This window comes from Streptomyces sp. NPDC001904, from assembly GCF_040297005.1.
Lineage (GTDB): Bacteria > Actinomycetota > Actinomycetes > Streptomycetales > Streptomycetaceae > Streptomyces.
Genome location: NZ_JBEOYI010000011.1, coordinates 141670 through 158488, shown reverse-complemented (window position 1 = coordinate 158488; position 16819 = coordinate 141670). Strand labels below are relative to the sequence as shown.

At 70.5% G+C, this 16819-nt stretch carries 19 protein-coding genes and 1 pseudogene; 9 read left to right on the top strand and 11 right to left on the bottom strand.

Annotated elements, in window-relative coordinates:
- Positions 1-64 precede the first annotated feature (64 nt).
- Positions 65-325 (bottom strand): UBP-type zinc finger domain-containing protein, encoded by a 261-nt coding sequence (locus tag ABT127_RS20085; RefSeq protein ID WP_351451582.1) that lies wholly within the window; start codon positions 323-325, stop codon positions 65-67.
- Positions 326-376: 51 nt separating this feature from the next.
- On the opposite strand from ABT127_RS20085, the gene ABT127_RS20080 reads away from it, so the two are divergent.
- On the top strand, positions 377-1975 hold the full coding sequence (locus ABT127_RS20080; protein ID WP_351451579.1) for a Na+/H+ antiporter: 1599 nt from the start codon (positions 377-379) through the stop codon (positions 1973-1975).
- An 11-nt stretch (positions 1976-1986) separates the two neighbouring features.
- On the opposite strand, the gene ABT127_RS20075 is transcribed toward ABT127_RS20080, so the two are convergent.
- The 3 genes from ABT127_RS20075 to ABT127_RS20065 form a co-directional block, all read right to left on the bottom strand.
- Positions 1987-2901 carry a 1-aminocyclopropane-1-carboxylate deaminase/D-cysteine desulfhydrase gene (locus ABT127_RS20075; protein ID WP_351451576.1) on the bottom strand — a complete coding sequence of 305 codons (915 nt, stop codon included), beginning with the start codon at positions 2899-2901 and terminating at the stop codon, positions 1987-1989.
- A gap of 29 nt (positions 2902-2930) precedes the next feature.
- The gene (locus ABT127_RS20070; RefSeq protein WP_351451573.1) at positions 2931-3521 is read right to left on the bottom strand and encodes an N-acetylmuramoyl-L-alanine amidase; all 591 of its coding nucleotides are present in this window, start codon (positions 3519-3521) and stop codon (positions 2931-2933) included.
- 145 nt (positions 3522-3666) lie between these two features.
- Positions 3667-3900, bottom strand: coding sequence for a hypothetical protein (locus ABT127_RS20065; RefSeq protein ID WP_351451570.1), 234 nt, complete (start codon positions 3898-3900; stop codon positions 3667-3669).
- A 239-nt stretch (positions 3901-4139) separates the two neighbouring features.
- Here ABT127_RS20065 and ABT127_RS20060 point away from each other — a divergent pair, with 239 nt between their 5' ends.
- The 3 genes from ABT127_RS20060 (at position 4140) to ABT127_RS20050 (ending at position 7654) form a co-directional block, all read left to right on the top strand.
- Positions 4140-5552 carry a family 2B encapsulin nanocompartment shell protein gene (locus ABT127_RS20060; protein WP_351451567.1) on the top strand — a complete coding sequence of 471 codons (1413 nt, stop codon included), beginning with the start codon at positions 4140-4142 and terminating at the stop codon, positions 5550-5552.
- Positions 5553-5646: 94 nt separating this feature from the next.
- Entirely contained in the window at positions 5647-6717 is a 1071-nt protein-coding gene (locus ABT127_RS20055; protein ID WP_351451564.1) for a family 2 encapsulin nanocompartment cargo protein polyprenyl transferase, read from the top strand.
- A 331-nt stretch (positions 6718-7048) separates the two neighbouring features.
- Positions 7049-7654, top strand: a complete 606-nt coding sequence (locus ABT127_RS20050) for a GNAT family N-acetyltransferase (RefSeq protein WP_502971741.1) — start codon at positions 7049-7051, stop codon at positions 7652-7654.
- A gap of 61 nt (positions 7655-7715) precedes the next feature.
- On the opposite strand, the gene ABT127_RS20045 is transcribed toward ABT127_RS20050, so the two are convergent.
- On the bottom strand, positions 7716-8306 hold the full coding sequence (locus ABT127_RS20045; RefSeq protein WP_351451562.1) for a TetR/AcrR family transcriptional regulator: 591 nt from the start codon (positions 8304-8306) through the stop codon (positions 7716-7718).
- 146 nt (positions 8307-8452) lie between these two features.
- On the opposite strand from ABT127_RS20045, the gene ABT127_RS20040 reads away from it, so the two are divergent.
- From ABT127_RS20040 to ABT127_RS20030, 3 genes and pseudogenes are all read left to right on the top strand, one after another.
- On the top strand, positions 8453-9040 hold the full coding sequence (locus ABT127_RS20040) for a dihydrofolate reductase family protein (RefSeq protein ID WP_351451559.1): 588 nt from the start codon (positions 8453-8455) through the stop codon (positions 9038-9040).
- Between the two features lie 26 nt (positions 9041-9066).
- Positions 9067-9387: pseudogene (locus ABT127_RS20035) on the top strand (DUF952 domain-containing protein); the annotation flags it as partial.
- A gap of 33 nt (positions 9388-9420) precedes the next feature.
- The gene (locus ABT127_RS20030; RefSeq protein ID WP_351451764.1) at positions 9421-9963 is read left to right on the top strand and encodes a sugar O-acetyltransferase; all 543 of its coding nucleotides are present in this window, start codon (positions 9421-9423) and stop codon (positions 9961-9963) included.
- A 13-nt stretch (positions 9964-9976) separates the two neighbouring features.
- Here ABT127_RS20030 and ABT127_RS20025 read toward each other — a convergent pair whose 3' ends face one another.
- Both ABT127_RS20025 and sodN read right to left on the bottom strand, forming a co-directional pair.
- A complete protein-coding gene (locus tag ABT127_RS20025; RefSeq protein ID WP_351451556.1) occupies positions 9977-10816 on the bottom strand; it encodes an ATP-grasp domain-containing protein in 840 nt (279 codons plus the stop codon).
- A 210-nt stretch (positions 10817-11026) separates the two neighbouring features.
- Entirely contained in the window at positions 11027-11422 is a 396-nt protein-coding gene (sodN, locus tag ABT127_RS20020; protein WP_111666332.1) for a superoxide dismutase, Ni, read from the bottom strand.
- Between the two features lie 154 nt (positions 11423-11576).
- Between sodN and sodX the strand changes: the two genes are divergently transcribed.
- Positions 11577-12044, top strand: coding sequence for a nickel-type superoxide dismutase maturation protease (gene sodX / locus ABT127_RS20015; RefSeq protein ID WP_351451553.1), 468 nt, complete (start codon positions 11577-11579; stop codon positions 12042-12044).
- Here the strand turns inward: sodX and ABT127_RS20010 are convergent.
- Entirely contained in the window at positions 11927-12577 is a 651-nt protein-coding gene (locus tag ABT127_RS20010; protein WP_351451551.1) for a CGNR zinc finger domain-containing protein, read from the bottom strand. The two genes, sodX and ABT127_RS20010, sit on opposite strands and share 118 nt — an antisense overlap.
- Before the next feature lie 111 nt (positions 12578-12688).
- Between ABT127_RS20010 and ABT127_RS20005 the strand changes: the two genes are divergently transcribed.
- Positions 12689-13447: a class I SAM-dependent methyltransferase gene (locus tag ABT127_RS20005; protein ID WP_351451548.1), complete on the top strand. Its 759-nt coding sequence runs from the start codon at positions 12689-12691 to the stop codon at positions 13445-13447.
- A 257-nt stretch (positions 13448-13704) separates the two neighbouring features.
- On the opposite strand, the gene ABT127_RS20000 is transcribed toward ABT127_RS20005, so the two are convergent.
- From ABT127_RS20000 to ABT127_RS19990, 3 genes are read right to left on the bottom strand one after another with little or no spacing between them, the layout of a single operon-like run.
- A complete protein-coding gene (locus ABT127_RS20000) occupies positions 13705-14457 on the bottom strand; it encodes an amino acid ABC transporter ATP-binding protein (protein WP_351451761.1) in 753 nt (250 codons plus the stop codon).
- A gap of 17 nt (positions 14458-14474) precedes the next feature.
- Positions 14475-15425, bottom strand: coding sequence for an amino acid ABC transporter permease (locus ABT127_RS19995; protein ID WP_351451546.1), 951 nt, complete (start codon positions 15423-15425; stop codon positions 14475-14477).
- Between the two features lie 42 nt (positions 15426-15467).
- A complete protein-coding gene (locus ABT127_RS19990) occupies positions 15468-16442 on the bottom strand; it encodes an ABC transporter substrate-binding protein (RefSeq protein WP_351451543.1) in 975 nt (324 codons plus the stop codon).
- Positions 16443-16819 lie beyond the last annotated feature (377 nt).

Here is a 16819-nt window from a genome sequence, read left to right as displayed (position 1 = left end):
AAAGAGGGGGCGCCGGGTTGACGTACCCAGGTGCCTGCCGGTCGAATCCCGATGGCGTCGTGGATCAGACGAGTGCGGTGTCCACGAAGCACCAGCGCCAGCTCTCACCAGGCTCGAAGGTGCGCATCACCGGGTGGCCGGTCTCCTTGAAGTGCTCCGTGCCGTGCCGGTAGGGCGAGGAGTCGCAGCAGCCGACGTGGCCGCAGACCAGACACAGCCGCAGTTGCACAGGGTGACTGCCGACGGCCAGACACTCCAGACAGGTCTCGCTCAGAGGAGCCGGCTCGGGGTGCGGCAGCGTGTCGACATGCGAGCACTCGTTCATGATGGCCAGGTTACGACGGGTGGCGTGATCACGTGGGGCGAAAGGCAGGCCATGGACGTATTGCCGCTGGTGGGACTGGTCGCGGTGAGTGCGGCGGTGGCGGGGGCGGCGCGCAGGACTCCGGTGCCGGCGCCCCTGCTGCTGGTCGCGGCCGGACTCGCGGCCTCGTATGTGCCGGGCGTCCCGGAGTACGCGCTCGACCCGCACATCGTGCTGCCGCTGATCCTCCCGCCGCTGCTGCACACCGCGGCCCTGGAGAGCTCGTACCTCGACCTGCGGGCCAACATCAGGCCCGTCGCACTGCTGTCCGTCGGGTACGTCCTGTTCGCCACGGTGGCCGTGGGCTGGCTCGCGTACGAGCTGATCCCCGATCTGCCGCTGACCGCCGCGCTCGTCCTGGGGGCGGTGATCGCGCCGCCCGACGCCGTGGCGGCCACGGCGATCGCCCGGCGGGTGGGGCTGCCCTCGCGGATCACGACGATCCTCCAGGGCGAGTCCCTGGTGAACGACGCGACCGCGATCACCGCCTACAAGGTGGCGCTCGCCGCCGCCGTGGGGGAGGGGGCCAGCTGGGCGGGCGGTATCCGGGAGTTCCTGGTGGCGGCCGTCGGCGGGGTGGGCGTCGGGCTGCTCCTGATGGTGCCGCTGCACTGGCTGCGCACGCACCTCAAGGAGGCGGTCCTGCAGAACACGCTCTCCCTGCTCATCCCCTTCGTCGCGTACGCGGCCGCCGAACAGGTGGGGGCGTCCGGAGTGCTCGCCGTGGTGACCGTCGCGCTCTACCTGGGGCACCGGTCGTGGCAGGTCGACTTCGAGACGCGGCTCCAGGAGGCGGCGGTGTGGAAGGTCGTCGCCTTCATCCTGGAGTCGTCGGTCTTCGCGCTCATCGGACTGCAACTGCGCGTGGTCCTCGGCGGTCTCGGCGAGTACAGCGTCGCGCAGGCCGTCTGGTACGCGATCGGGGTGTTCCTCCTCGTGGTCGTGGTGCGCTTCGTGTGGTCCTATCCGGCGACCTATCTGCCGTGGTGGATCATGCCGCGCGTCCGGGAGCGCGAGGACGACGTGGACTGGCGCAAACCGCTGATCGTGAGCTGGGCCGGGATGCGGGGCGTGGTGTCGCTGGCCATCGCGTTCTCGATCCCGCTCGTGACGGAGAGCGGCGAGGACTTCCCGGCCCGCAACCTGGTGCTCTTCCTGACGTTCACGACGGTGATCGGCACGCTGGTCGTGCAGGGGCTCTCGCTGCCCCCGCTCATCAAGGCGCTGAAGCTGCCGGGCCGGGACGTGCAGGCCGAGACGCTGGTCGAGGCCCAGGCGCAGAACACCGCGTCGACGGCCGCGGAGGAGCGGGTGGACGCCTTGATGAGCGACGAGCGCAACTGCCTGCCACAGGCCCTCCAGGACCGCCTGCACACCGTCCTGGAGCGGCGGCGCAACTCCGTGTGGGAGCGGCTCGGCCAGCCCAACCCGGTGACCGGGGAGTCCGCCGACGACACCTACCGGCGGCTCGCGCGAGAGGCGATCGCGGCCGAGCGCGAGGTGTTCGTACGGCTGCGTGACGAGCGGCGCATCGACGACGAGATGATGCGGACGCTGCTGCGCAAGCTCGACCTGGAGGAGGCCGCGGCCTACCGCGAGGTCGACGACTGAGCGGACCGCGGCTACGAGGGCGAGCCCGTGACGACCGCCGCGATCGTCGTGCCGGTGTGGAACGCGCCGCTCCCGGTGAGTGCGACGAGGGCGTGGAGCATCTTGGCGACGTACAGCTGCTCCACGGGGACGCCGTGCCGCTCGCCGAAATCCTCGGCGAACGCCCTCAGCTCGGCGGGCACGCGCGCGTAGCCGCCGCAATGGAAGTCGTCCGTCACCTGCCAGTCGCCGCGGACACCGCCGAACGCGGCCTCCTGAAGGGCGCGGACCTCGGCGGTGAGGAACCCGCCCTTGAGGACCGCGACACCCAGGGCGCGCTGATCGGGGGCGAGGCCCGCGGCGAGGCCCGCCAGGGTGCCGCCGGTGCCGCAGGGGAGGGCGACGACATCGGCCCGGCCGCGCAGTTCACGGCCCAGGGCCGTGCAGCCCCGCACGGCGGGAGCGTTGCTGCCGCCCTCGGGGACCACGTACGCGTCGTGGGCGTCGGCCGCCGCGAGGAGCGCGGCGAGCGTGGCCGGATCGTCCTTGTGCCGATAGGCCGATCTGTCGACGAAGTGCAGGCGCATGCCGTCCGCGGCGCAGCGGGCCAGGGACGGATTGAGCGGCCGATCGGCCAGCTCGTCGCCGCGGACGATGCCGGTCGTGGCGATGCCCAGCAGGCGGCCGGCCGCGGCGGTGGCCCGCAGATGGTTGGAGTAGGCCCCGCCGAACGTGACGAGCGGGCGGCCGTGCGCCGCCTCCAGGTTCGGGGCGAGTTTGCGCCACTTGTTGCCGATGAGGTCCGGGTGGATCAGGTCGTCCCGCTTGAGGAGGACCCGGACGCCGTGGCGGGCGAAGCGGTCGTCGTCGATCTCCGTCAGGGGTGACGGAAGTCGGGGGCTCAGGTCGGCGAGGGGCGGGCGGGGCACCCGGCCATTGTCGGACATGTGTCCGGGTGCCCGCCCGCCGTCGCGGCCTACTTCAGCCGGTCCCGGACGCGCTCGCGCAGCCAGGCCATCGTGAAGCCCTTCGGGTCGATCTTGCCGGGCTGCCACTCCAGGTGGCCGATGACGGACCGCTCCGTCCAGCCGTGGTGGCGGCAGATCGCCGTGGCCGCCTTCTCGATGGCCGCCAGCTGGACATCCGGCCACGGGTCGTCGCCGTCACCGAGGTTCTCGCACTCGAAGCCGTAGAAGCGGCTGTTGCCGTCCGTGTTCGCCTCGTTGTCGTGCGGCAGCGCCTTCTCCGCGACGACCGCGCGCAGCACGTCGTCGTCACCGAGCCCTGCGTGGTTCGCCCGGCCGTAGCCGACCAGGTGGACGCGGCCGTCCTTGGTGATCACGCCGTGGCAGAGCGGACCCGGCAGGTCCGCGTGTCCGTCGCGGCAGATGCGGACCGTCGCCGCGCTGCCCCGGGTGACGGTGTGATGGATCATCACCCCGTTCACCGGACCCCAGGCGCCCTTGTGGTTGCGGTTGTGGTGCTGCCAGTCGCCGACTTCGACCACCGTCAGGCCTTCGGCCTCGAGAGCGGTGAGAAAACCGGCTGCGGACATGGGTGGGGCCATGACCGACTCCTTCGCGGGGGCGACGGCCGCCTCCCGCGGGCCGTCTCATACTGCTGCTTGTACCCGGAACGACCCGGCAAGGACTACTCGTTCGGATTCCGTGCGAGCCGTTCCGGACAGCGGTGCGCCCCGCCCGGAGCCGAGGTCAGCTGTGCAGGACCCCGTCCCCGTTCGTCGCGATGTGTGCTTCCAGGGCGCGCAGCGCAGCCTGCGTGGCCTCGGGGCTGCCGGTGCCCGAGCGCTCCGCGTAGTACGCCGCGCCCAGCTTCTTCAGCAGGTCGCCGCCCGCACGCTGCGCCTGCACCTCGTCCAGCTTCTGCTTGCCCTGCGTCAGTCCGCGCTGCGCCTGTTCCTTGGCCTTGTCCAGGAAGCCCGCCATGGGGGTCACCTCTTCTGTCGGTTCTGCCGGAGTCGTGTGGGAAGCCGTTCCCCGATCAACGCGCACCGGGATCTTCGAGTTCCGGAAATCGGCGGTACGGAGCAACGCCGCGTGCGAAAAATGCCGCCCATGCCCCGTGTCGGGCCGGTCCATTCCCCCTCATTCGTGTAATGGCGTCGCCACTCGCTGTACTGGAAGGCTTTCCCCCGCAGGTCGGTTCATGATCGGGAGGCATAGCGATGTCGGTAGGCGAAGAGGTCCGTGCGGATCAGGCGGGCTCGGGGGGACAGAAGAGCCTCGGCACATCCGCCGCGCGGAATCTGGCCACCACCACCAAGTCCGCCCCGCAGATGCAGGAGATCAGCTCCCGCTGGCTGCTGAGGACACTGCCGTGGGTGGACGTACAGGGCGGTACGTACCGGGTGAACCGCAGGCTGAGCTACTCGGTGGGTGACGGGCGGATCACCTTCGTGAAGACCGGGGACGACGTGCGGGTCATCCCCGCCGAGCTGGGGGAGCTGCCCGCGCTGCGCGACTTCGAGGACCCCGATGTCCTCGGCGAGCTGGCCCAGCGGTGCGCGCAGCGGGAGTTCGCGGCCGGCGACGTGCTCGCCTCGTTCGGCAGCCAGGCGGACGAGGTGTTCCTGCTCGCGCACGGCCGCGTGGAGAAGGTCGGCACGGGCCCGTACGGCGACGACGCGGTGCTCGGCGTCCTCGCCGACGGCTCCTACTTCGGCGAGCAGGCCCTGCTCGACGACGAGGGCATCTGGGAGTACACGGCACGCGCGGCCACCGCGTGCACCGTCCTCGTCCTGCCGCGCCGCGACCTGGAGCAGGTCGCCGAGCGGTCGGAAGCCCTGCGGGACCATCTCCAGCAGCTGCGCTCCGTGCCGGAGCAGCGGTCGAACAACTACGGCGAGAAGGAGATCGATCTCTCGGCCGGCCACGTCGGCGAGGCCGTCCTGCCGGGCACGTTCGTCGACTACGACGCGGCGCCGCGCGAGTACGAGCTGAGTGTCGCCCAGACCGTGCTGCGCATCCACACGCGCGTGGCCGACCTCTACAACCAGCCGATGAACCAGACGGAGCACCAGCTCCGGCTGACCGTCGAGGCGTTGAAGGAGCGCCAGGAGCACGAGCTGGTCAACAACCGGGAGTTCGGCCTGCTCAACAACTGCGAGTACGACCAGCGGCTGCAGCCGCACGACGGTGTGCCCAGCCCCGACGACATGGACGAGCTGCTCAGCAGGCGGCGCGGCTCCAAGGTGTTCCTCGCGCACCCCAAGGCGATCGCCGCGTTCGGCCGCGAGTGCAACAAGCGGGGCCTGGTCCCGGAGAGCATCGACGTCGGCGGGCACCGCATCCCGACCTGGCGCGGGGTGCCGATCTATCCGTGCGGGAAGATCCCGATCAGCGACGCGCGGACCACGTCCATCATCTGCATGCGTACGGGCTTGGAGGAACAGGGCGTCATCGGGCTGCGCCAGTCCGGCATCCCGGACGAGATCGAGCCGAGCCTGTCGGTGCGGTTCATGGGCATCAGCGAGCAGGCGATCATCTCGTACCTGGTGACCACGTACTACTCGGCGGCCGTCCTGGTGCCGGACGCGCTGGGAGTTCTGGAGAACGTCGAGATCGGCCGGTGGCGGTGACGAGCCGCACCCGGTACGCCGTGTCCCCGCCCGCCCGGGCGGGGGTGCCGCGGGGCCACGCGGCCGGGCATCGCCGCTGTTCCGGGGTGGGCCCGTGACACAGACGACGGAGACCGCGAACACGCTGCAGTCGCCCGAGGCCCAGGAAGCCGCGACGATCCTGGCGCAGGCCAGGAAATCGGTCGACCCCGCGCTGCGGCGGGCCGTCGAGGCCCTGCCGGGGTCCATACGCCGCGTCGCCCTCTACCACTTCGGCTGGCAGCACGCGGACGGTACACCGGCGGTGGGGCACGCGGGCAAGGCCGTGCGGCCCGCCCTGGTGCTCGCCGCGGCGCGTGCCCTCGGCGGGCGGACCGAGCAGGCGGTGCCGGCCGCGGCCGCCGTCGAGCTGACGCACAACTTCTCGCTGCTGCACGACGACGTGATGGACCGCGACGCCACCCGCAGGCACCGGCCCACCGCGTGGGCGGTGTTCGGTGACGCGGACGCCATCCTCACGGGGGACGCGCTGCAGGCCCAGGCGCAGCGGCTGCTCCTCGACGACGGGCACCCGGTGGCCCCCGCCGCGCTGGCCCGGCTCGCCGCCTGCGTCGTGGAGTTGTGCGCGGGCCAGGCCGCCGATGTCGCCCTGGAGCGGCGCGACCCGGCGGAGACCGGTCTCGCGGAGACGCTCGCCATGGCGGAGGCCAAGACCGGGGCCCTGCTCGGCTGCGCCTGTGCGCTGGGCGGGCTGTATGCGGGAGCGGGGGAGGAGGAGGTCGCGGCGCTCGACGCGTTCGGGCGGGCGGCCGGTCTTGCCTTCCAGCTGATCGACGACGTGATCGGGATCTGGGGGGATCCGGCCCGTACCGGGAAGCCGGCGGGCGCCGATCTGGTCGTCCGCAAGAAGTCCCTGCCGGTCGTCGCGGCGCTGGCCTCCGGCGGTCCCGCGGCGGACGAACTGGCCGCGCGGTACGGGCCGCCGGGTCCGGGGGAGGAGGGACCGGCCGACATCGAGGCGATCGCGCTCGCGGTCGAGCGGGCCGGCGGGCGGGACTGGGCGCAGGCGCAGGCCGCCGATCAGATGGCCCGGGCCGTGGCCGAGCTGCAGCGGGCGGTGCCGGTGCCGGAGGCGGCGGGAGGGTTGTTGTCGCTGGCGGAGTTCGTCACCCGTAGGGAACGGTAGCGCTCCGCTCGGGGCGGGTGTTGTTCGGCGGCCTGCTGTGTGGCGGGCCGCCGTCGTTCGTGGTGGGCCGCCGTCGTTCGTGGTGAGTGCCGGGGGCTGTTGGGTGTGGGGTGCGGGTGGGGTGTGGCTGGGTGCGCAGTTCCCCGCGCCCCTGGGTGGTTCTTCGTGTGCGGGCCGGTGGGGGCTGGGTGCGCAGTTCCTCGCGCCCCTTGGGGAGGCTGGGTGGGGAGTTCCTCGTGGGCCTTTCGGGGCTTGGGTGCGGGGGGAGGGCTGATCGTTTAGGGTGCCAACTGGTAGGTAGGCGTGGTCAGTTGAGTGGGGGCGGTTGGGCGTGGGTGTGGGGGTTCGGCGAGGGGAGCCGGGGGACCGGGAGCGGATAGTGGGGCTGCTCGATCGGGCGTTCATGGACGATCCGGTCAGCAGCTGGGTGTTTCCCGGCGCCGAGTACCGGCGGGTCCGGCACTCGGGGCTGATGGGGGCGTTCACCGATGCGACGCTCGCCGAGGGGTCCGGAGGGTACGTCGACCTGCTGGAGGACGATTCGGCCGTCGCGCTCTGGATGGAGGTGCCGGACGCGCCGCACGCCGACGACGAGGACGGGCCCGCCCAGGTGCGCGAGGCCGTCGATCCGGACAACGCGCGGATCGAGGAGATCGCCCGCCTGCTGGACGAGGCGCACCCGCAGGGGCGGGCCCACACCTACCTCTGGATGATCGGCGTCGCACCGGAGCGGCAGGGCGAGGGGCTCGGCACCGCGCTGATGACGCCGGTGCTCGACCGGTGCGACCGCGCGGGGCGGCCCGCGTACCTGGAGGCCAGCAGCGCCCGCAGCCGCGCCCTGTACGAGCGGCTCGGCTTCACCGTCATGAACCGTCCCCTCCAGCTGCCGGACGGACCGACGATGTGGCCCATGTGGCGCGAGCCGCAGGGCGGCTGACCAGCCCCTCGGCCCCTCAGTCCTCGGCCCCTCAGCCTTCGGCCCCTCAGCCTTCGGCCCCTCAGCCCTCGGGAAGGATCCGCTCGACGAGGCGGGTCACCAGGTCGTCCGGCACCATCGCCCCCGGGACCGCGCCGTCCAGCAGTCCGGGCATCGTCAGGTGTTCCAGGATGAGGCCGCGCATGCCCAGGTAGAGGAGGGTGATCTCCTCCGGGCCGCCGGGCAGGTCCGACTGCGTGTGGAAGGCGATGGCCTCGTCGAGGTCGCCGCGGAGCGAGTTCATCAGGGACGCGCGCAGGTCCGGGCGGCGGCTCGCCTCCAGCCGCATCTCCATCATCGCGAGGAATCCGGTGCGGTCGCGCTGTACACGGCCCATCAGGTTGTGCATGAACGCAGCGACCAGGGCCCGGTCCCGGGGCCTGGCCAGCAGTTCCGCGACGGCGTCCGGGTCCGGCGCGAGCCGCTGGTGCAGCCAGGTGTCGATCTGGTGCAGCAGGTCGTCGCGGTTGGCGAAGTAGTTCGACGCCGTGCCCGTCGGCACGCCCGCCGCCGTGTCCACCGCGCGGAAGGTCAGCCCGCGCGCCCCCTCGGTCGCCAGCACCTCGACGCCCGCGTCGACCAGGGCCGCTCTGCGCTCGGGATTCCGCACCATGTCCGACTCCTCCTCCATGGACTCTCGCCCTCGCCCGACGGGACGCGAGAAAGACCCTTGCAACCACTACACATGAAGCACTATAACTGAAGTGGTTCGGGCGCCCGACGCCCCAACTCCCTTGTCCCCAGCGGAAAGAGACCAGCTTGCGCAAGCTCACGTACTTCGTCGCCGTGTCCATCGACGGCTTCATCGGAGACGAGACCGGCGACGGCACCATGTTCATGCCGTTCGTCGACGAGGAGTTCCTCGCCTATCTGACCAGCGAGTACCCGGACACCGTCTCGGCGGCCGGCCGGGAGGCCCTCGGCCTGGACGGGGTCGCGAACAAGAAGTTCGACACCGTGATCCAGGGCCGCAACAGCTACCAGGTGGGCCTGGACCTCGGCCTCACCAGCCCGTACGGGCACCTGCGCGAGTACGTCCTCACGCGCACCCTCGCCGAGTCCCCGCACCCGAACGTGCGGCTGATCCATGACGACGTGGTCGGCAAGGTCCGCGAACTCAAGTCCGAGGACAGCGACCTGGACATCTGGCTGTGCGGCGGCGCGCAGCTCGCCGGGCTGCTCGCGGACGAGATCGACGAACTCGTGCTGAAGACCTACCCGGTGGTGTTCGGGGGCGGCATGCCGATGTTCGGCGGACGCGCGTACTCACTCGACCGGTTCGACCTCACGGAGAACCGCACGTTCGGCAACGGCGTGCTCGTGCGTCGCTACACCAGGACACGGTGACCCCACCGGCCCCGTACGTTGGGGGCATGATCGAGCTGCTGCACATCACCGAGCGACGCCTGTGGGAGAGCGCCCGGGCCGCGGGGACGTACGAGATGTCGACCCGCGGCCGGACCCTCCCCGAGGTCGGCTTCATCCACTTCTCGTTCCCGCACCAGGTGCGCCAGGTCGCCGAACTGCTGTACGGGACGGATCCCGCCCCGGGCGACCTGGTGGTCCTCGTCGTCGACCCGGCACGCCTCGACGGCGTCCCGGTGCGGGTCGAGGAGGCGGTGCCGGGCGGGGAGCGCTTCCCGCACCTCTACGGTCCGCTGCCGGTGTCGGCGGTGACCGAGGTGCGCGACTGGCCGCGCCCCGAGAACCGCAGTCAGAAGGAGCGCATGCTCGCCGGTGACCTCTACCTCGCCGACGACCCCGAACTGGAGACGGACGCGCTGCGCGCCGCCGAACTGGGCGAGCGGTACAACGCCAGCAGCGTCACCGACCTGCCCGCGCGCCAGGCCCTGCTGCGCGAACTCCTCGGCGAGGTGGGCGAGGACGTCGTGGTGCGGCCGCCGCTCGCCGTCGACTACGGGCGGTACGTCAGCATCGGCGCGCGGACCTTCGTCAACTACGGGGCCGTCTTCCTCGACGTGGCGCCCATCAGGATCGGCGAGGACGTCCAGATCGGCCCGAACGTCCAGCTGCTCACGCCCACGCACCCTCTCGAGGCGGAACCGCGCCGCGCCAAGTGGGAGGCCGCGCGGCCGATCACCATCGGTGACAACGTCTGGCTGGGCGGCGGGGTCATCGTCTGCCCCGGCGTCACCATCGGCGCGAACACGGTCGTCGGCGCGGGCTCGGTCGTCACCCGCGATCTGCCCGCCGACGTGGTCGCCGTGGGCAATCCGGCCCGGGTCGTGCGGAGTCTGCCGGAGAGCTAGGGCGTGTTCCGCCCTAGCCCGCGGAGACCGCCGACCGGACCGACGCCGTCATCGCCGCCACGAAGGCGTCCCGCGTCGCGTCGTCCACCAGGTCGAGCGAGAGGTACGGGTTGAGGTCCTCCAGCTCCACGAGCAGCAGGTCGCCCTCGCGGGTGCGGCAGGCGTCGACGCGCTGGATGCCGTACGGGAGGGTGTTCCAGTCGATGAAGGAGCGGGCGAACTCCCGGTCGGCGGCGGTGATCTCGTAGGGGCGCAGCTCCCAGCGGCGGTCCGGGTCGGGTGCGTAGAGGGCGTACTGGAGTGCGTCGTCGACGAAGTAGAACGAGACCTCGTGGACGAAGTCGATGTAGGGCTGCACCAAGAGGCCCTCTTCGTAAGAGAGTTCGGTGAGCTCCGCCGGGGTCACCCGGCGCAGGCCGATCGAGTCCGCGCCCAGCTTCGGCTTCGCCACGTAGGCGGGCGCCTCCGGGAGCTTCTCCAGGTCGGCGGGGCGGTCGACGGTCGGGATGACCGGCCGGCCCTCCGCGGTCAGGTCCAGCAGGTACTGCTTGCCCGCCATGTCGGCCCGCCCGTGGAGCGGGTTGTAGACGAGGGTGCCCTGCGCGAGGGCCCGGGCGCGGAACGCGTCGTACGCCTCCTGGTAGCCGAGCACCGGACCGCTGTTGCGCACCACGACCGCGTCGAAGTCGTCCATGAGACCGGCCGCGTCCAGCGGGTGGCACAGCGCCAGGTCGAAGGCGGAGCGCAGCCGGGAGGTGAGGAAGATGTCCTCGTCGCAGTAGCGGCGGCCACGGGCCTCGTACGCGAGGTCGGTGACGTAGAGGACGCGGGGACGGGGGCTGCTGCGCGGCACGGGCGGGGCTCCTGGGGCGGGTGGGTGGAAGTCCGGAAGCAAGTCCGGAAGTTCGGGAACTCCGGGAACTCCAGGAAGTCAGTGAAGTCCGGGAAAAAGAAGACCGCACCTGGTCCATCAGAGTGCCGGGATGCGGCGAACCGTGGACCAGGTGCGGACCGGAAGACCATGCGAACAAGGAAAACGCAGGTCAAACGGCATGATCAGGGATCAAGCCTTCTTGGTCTCCCAGAAGATCTTGTCGATCTGGGCGATGTAGTCGAGCGCCTTCTGGCCCGTGGCCGGGTCGGTCGAGCCCTTGGCGGCCGAGAGGGCCTTCAGGGTGTCGTTGACCAGCTGGTGCAGCTCCGGGTACTTCTCGAAGTGCGGGGGCTTGAAGTAGTCGCTCCACAGCACCGAGACGTGGTGCTTGGCGAGCTCTGCTCGCTGCTCCTTGATGACCGTGGCGCGCGCCTGGAAGTGCGCGTCGTCGTTGGCCGCCATCTTCTCCTGGACGGCCTTGACCGACTCGGCCTCGATGCGGGCCTGGGCCGGGTCGTACACGCCGCAGGGGAGGTCGCAGTGGGCACTGGCCTTCACCTTGGGGGCGAACAGGCGGGAAAGCATGTAGCTGTCCTTCCTCGTGATCGTCTTCTCAGGTGGGACATTACTCCGTGCAGGACGGGTTTTCTCGGGTGCCCCCGGGGGCTTAGGACAAAAGTCCAGGGTGAGACTGGGACTGGTGGAGGATGGGACCGCAAGGGACCGGGGAGGTTGTCTGATGCCCGAGACGGCGGCGGAGGAAGCGCGGGAGGGCAGGGTGCCGTTCCAGCTCATCGAGGTGGAGGGGCCCTCCATGGTGCCCACCCTGTATCCGGGGGACTGGCTGCTCGTGCACCACGGAGCGCGGGTGCGGCCGGGCGACGTGATCATCCTGCGCCATCCGTTCCAGCAGGATCTGCTGGTCGTCAAGCGGATCGCCGAGCGGCGCGAGGGCGGCTGGTGGGTGCTGGGCGACAACGCCGCCGCCGGCGGTGACAGCACCGTCTACGGCGTGGTCCCCGACGAACTGGTGCTCGCCAGGGTGCGCGGGCGGCTGCGGATGCGCAAGCCGTGGGTGGAGGGGGAGCGTCAGCGCTCGGTCGGCGCCGTGCTGTCCTGGGTGTTCTCCGCCGTGCGTCCCGTCCGCTCGGTACGGTCCGCGCGCTCCGAACGCTCCTCGGCCTCCAGGCGCTTGCGGGCGCGGTAGGCGGCGACGTTGGCGCGGGTCGCACAGCGGTCCGAGCAGTAGCGGCGCGAGCGGTTGGTGGACGTGTCCAGATAGGCGTTGCGGCACGGCGCCGCCTCGCACAGGCCGAGCCGGTCCACGCCGTACTCCGTGAGGTGGAAGGCGAGGCCCATCGCGGCGATCGCCGCGTAACCCGCGGTCGCGTTCGACGGGTGGTCCGCCAGGTGCATGTGCCACAGCGGTCGGCCGTCGTCGTCGCGGTGGTCGTGCCCGGAGACCTGCGGGCTCACCGGGAACTCCAGGAGCAGGGAGTTCAGCAGGTTCACGGCGAGTTCCTCCTCGCCGCCGTCGGCCGCCTCGAACACCGCGCGCAGCCGCCCTCGTACGCTCCTGAAGCGGGTCAGGTCGGCGTCCGTGGCCCGGCGGGCCGCGTCCTGACTGGGGCCGAAGAGGTCGCGCACCGCGTCGACCGTGGTCAGGGAGTCCTTGCCGCGGCCCGGCTCCTCGGTGTTGACGAGGCGCACTGCGTAGTCCGAGTAATAGGCCAGTTCCACTTGTAGTCCTTACCGGGGCGGGCTATCGTCGTCCAGTGTGAGTGTAATGCTCACTACTGCTTTCAGGGTATTACGCATCGCGGGGAGCGGTGCCCGCACGGGAGGCCTCTCATGACGACACCGACCACCATCGACTGGCGCTCCTGGCAGGAGAGCTGGGACCGCCAGCAGGAGTGGTACATGCCCGACCGCGAGGAGCGGTTCCGGGTCATGCTCGACATGGTCGAGGCGTGTGTGGGGACGGCGCCCCGGGTGCTCGACCTCGCGTGCGGTACGGGAAGTATCACGGACCGGCTGCTCACGCGGTTCCCGCGGGCGACGAGCGTGGGCGTCGATCTCGATCCGGCGCTGCTGGCCATCGCGCGCGGCACGTTCGAGGGGGACGAGCGGGTCTCCTTCGTCACCGCCGACCTGAAGGATCCCGACTGGACGCGGGCGCTGCCGCACGACTCGTACGACGCCGTGCTCACCGCCACCGCCCTGCACTGGCTGCACGCCGAGCCTCTCGCCGCCCTCTATGGCCAACTCGCCCCGCTGGTGCGGGACGGGGGTGTGTTCATGAATGCGGACCACATGATCGACGACTCGACCCCGCGGATCAATGGTGCCGAGCGCGCTCTTCGGCACGCTCGCATGGAGGAGGCGCGGGGGCGCGGGGCCGTGGACTGGGCCGACTGGTGGGCGCTGGCCGCCGCCGATCCGGTGCTGGCCGGGCCCACGGCGCGGCGGTTCGAGATCTACGGGGAGCATGCCGAGGGGGACACGCCGTCGGTGGGGTGGCATGTCTCGGCGTTGCGGGGGGCCGGGTTCGGGGAGGCGCGGGTCGTGTGGGGGTCGCCGAGTGATGCGCTGGTGCTGGCCTTGAGGTGACGGTGCCGGGGGCGAGTGCCGGGTGCCGGGTGTCGGGTGCGTCGTGGCTTCTCGCGCAGTTCCCCGCGCCCCTGTCGGGCTGTCGTTCGTCCGCGGCGCGGTGGCCGCTTCTCGCGCAGTTCCCCGCGCCCCTGGAGCGTGCGCTTCGCGCTGCTCCCCGGTGATCGTCGGGCGCGGGTCGCGCAGTTCCCCGCGCCCCCCGAGGTGCGCACTTCGTGCGGCATCTCGTCGAAAGGGGCGCGGGGGCGGGGCTTGGGTCAGAGGACCTTCGACAGGAACGACTGGGTGCGCTCGTGCCGGGGGCTGGTCAGGACATCTCGGGGATGGCCTGATTCCACCACCACGCCCTCGTCCATGAAGACGAGGCTGTCACCGACCTCCCGCGCGAAGCCCATCTCGTGCGTGACGACGACCATCGTCATGCCGGACTCGGCGAGATCGCGCATGACGTCGAGGACGTCGCCGACCAGCTCCGGGTCGAGGGCCGACGTCGGCTCGTCGAACAGCATCAGCTTCGGGTCCATCGCGAGCGCGCGGGCGATCGCCACGCGCTGCTGCTGCCCGCCGGAGAGCTGCGAGGGGTAGTTGCCCGCCTTGTCGGCGAGACCGACCCGCTCCAGGAGTTCTCCGGCACGGGCCCTGGCCTGCGCCTTCGACACCTTCTTGACCTGGACCGGCGCCTCCATGACGTTCTCGAGCGCCGTCATGTGCGGGAAGAGGTTGAAGCGCTGGAAGACCATGCCGATGTCCCGGCGCTTCATCGCGACCTCCCGGTCGCGCAGCTCGTAGAGCTTGTCGCCCTGCTGCCGGTAGCCGACCAGTTCACCGTCGACGTAGAGCCGGCCGGCGTTGATCTGCTCCAGGTGGTTGATGCAGCGCAGGAACGTCGACTTGCCGGAGCCCGACGGGCCGATGAGGCAGAAGACCTCGCCCTGCTTGACCTCCAGGTCGATGCCCTTGAGGACCTGCACGTTGCCGAAGGACTTGTGGACGCCCTCGGCCCTGACCATCGCGTGCTGCTGCTCGCTCATGCGCTCACCGCCCCCGAACGGTTCGAGAAGGAGAACACGGTGGCCCTCACCTTCTGCCACGGAGTGTCCGGCAGTTGGCGGGACGTACCGCGCGCGTAGTAGCGCTCGATGTAGTACTGGCCGACGCTGAGGATCGACGTCATGATCAGGTACCAGGCGGCCGCCAGGAAGTACATCTCCACCGGCGAACCGGACTGCTGGCCGATGTCCTGCGCGGCCCGGAAGAGCTCGTTGAACTGGACCGCCGCGACGAGCGAGGTGGTCTTCAGCATGTTGATGACTTCGTTGCCGGTCGGCGGCACGATCACCCGCATCGCCTGCGGGATCACGATGCGGCGCAGCGTCTTGGAGTGGCTCATGCCGAGCGCGTGCGACGCCTCGGTCTGGCCCTCGTCGACCGAGAGCAGACCGGCGCGGCAGATCTCCGCCATGTACGCCGCCTCGTTGAGGCCCAGGCCCAGCAGGGCCGTGAGCAGCGGCGTCATGAAGGACGACCAGTAGTCCTTGTAGATCGGCCCGAGGTTGATGTACTCGAAGACCAGGCCCAGGTTGAACCAGATGAACAGCTGGACCAGGACCGGGGTGCCGCGGAAGAACCAGATGTAGAACCAGGCGATCGAGCTGGTCACCGGGTTCTTCGACAGGCGCATGACGGCGAGCAGGATGCCGCCGACGATGCCGATCACCATCGCGAGGACCGTCAGCAGGAGCGTCTTGCCGACGCCCGTCAGGATGCGGTCGTCGAAGAAGTAGTCGGGGACCGCACCCCAGTTGATCTTGCCCTGGCCGAAGGCGTAGATGATCGAGCCGAGCAGCGCGAGGGCGATGACGGCGGCGACGTACCGGCCGTAGTGCCGCACCGGGATGGCCTTGATGGTCTCCGGGTGGGTCGCGGGCGGCGGCGTGTCCTCGGGGCCGCCGCCCGTCTTGCCTATGTCAACAGACACGGATGTTGCCTTTCAACGACGCGTCAGGCGTTGCGGGTTGCCTTACTTGCCGCCGTTGACGGTGGCGGCCTTCACCGCGCCCGCCTCGACGCCCCACTTGGCGATGATCTTGTCGTACTCGCCGTTCTTGATGACGGCGTCGAGCGCGGCCTTGATGGCATCGCGCAGCTGCGTCTGGGACTTGGCGACGGCGATGCCGTACGGCGCCGCCTCGACCTGGTCGCCGACGATCTCGAAGTCCTTGCCGCCGCCCGAGGTCTTGACCGCGTACGCGGCGACCGGGAAGTCGGAGGAGCCGGCGTCGGCGCCGCCCGAGCGCAGCCGGGTCTGCGCCTGCTGGTCGTCGTCGAAGGCCTGGATGCCGAGCTTCTTGCCCGACGGACACTTCTTGGCCTGCGCCTTGGCGAGGTCGTGGGAGACCGTGCCGCGCTGCACCACGATCTTCTTGCCGCACAGGTCCTCCCAGGTCTTGATCCCCTGGGTCTTGCCCTTCGGCGTGTAGATGGAGACGCCGGCGTTGAAGTAGTCGACGAAGTCGACGCCCTCGCCGACCTTCTTGCCGGTGTCGGAGTCGATGCCGTCCTGGCGGTCCTTGGTGTCGGTCATGGCCGACATGGCGAGGTCGTACCGGTTCGAGCGCAGGCCGGTGACCAGGGTGTCGAACGTGCCGTTCTGGAACTCGAACTTCACGCCGAGCTGCTTGCCCATCGCGTCGGCCAGGTCGGGGTCGATGCCGATGGCCTTGCCCGACTTGTCCTTGAACTCGACCGGCGCGTACGCGATGTCCGAGCCGACCCGGATGACACCCTTGTCGCGGATCTCCTTGGGGAGCTTGTCCGCGAGCGGCGCGCTCTTGGAGGAGGACGTGTCGGAGCCGGACTCGTCCGACTTCGTCTGGTCGCCGCAGCCGGTGAGCAGCAGCGTGCCGGCGACCGCGATCGCGCCGGCCGCGGCTATCCGGGTCTTCACGGACTTCCCGGCCTTCGCGGTCGAGCGACGGGTGGTGCTTGCGGTCATGGTGGGGTCCTCCGGCAGGGATGGGGGAGTGGCCGTCAGGGTCGCCGTGGCACACGCCTTCGGGTGTCGCGACCTGCGTGATGAGGCATCTTGCCATTCGGACCGGGTCGTTCAGGGGCGCGGTGATGTCAAAATCGGATAACGGGTGACTCAAGTCGGTCAACAGGTCGGCACATCACGGTGCATGGGGTCCACATCATCTGCGGACGTATCGCCCACCGGCCGGAGGATCTCCGGCGAACCGCCCGCTGTCTCATTATTCGGTCGCTATGGGGTCGCTTCCCCCCGTCTCGCGCGGCCCGGCTCCATGCCGTGTCCAGACATGTGGCTATGAGTCATGTCACCGCCACGTGATCGATCACGAATGGGCTCGTCCG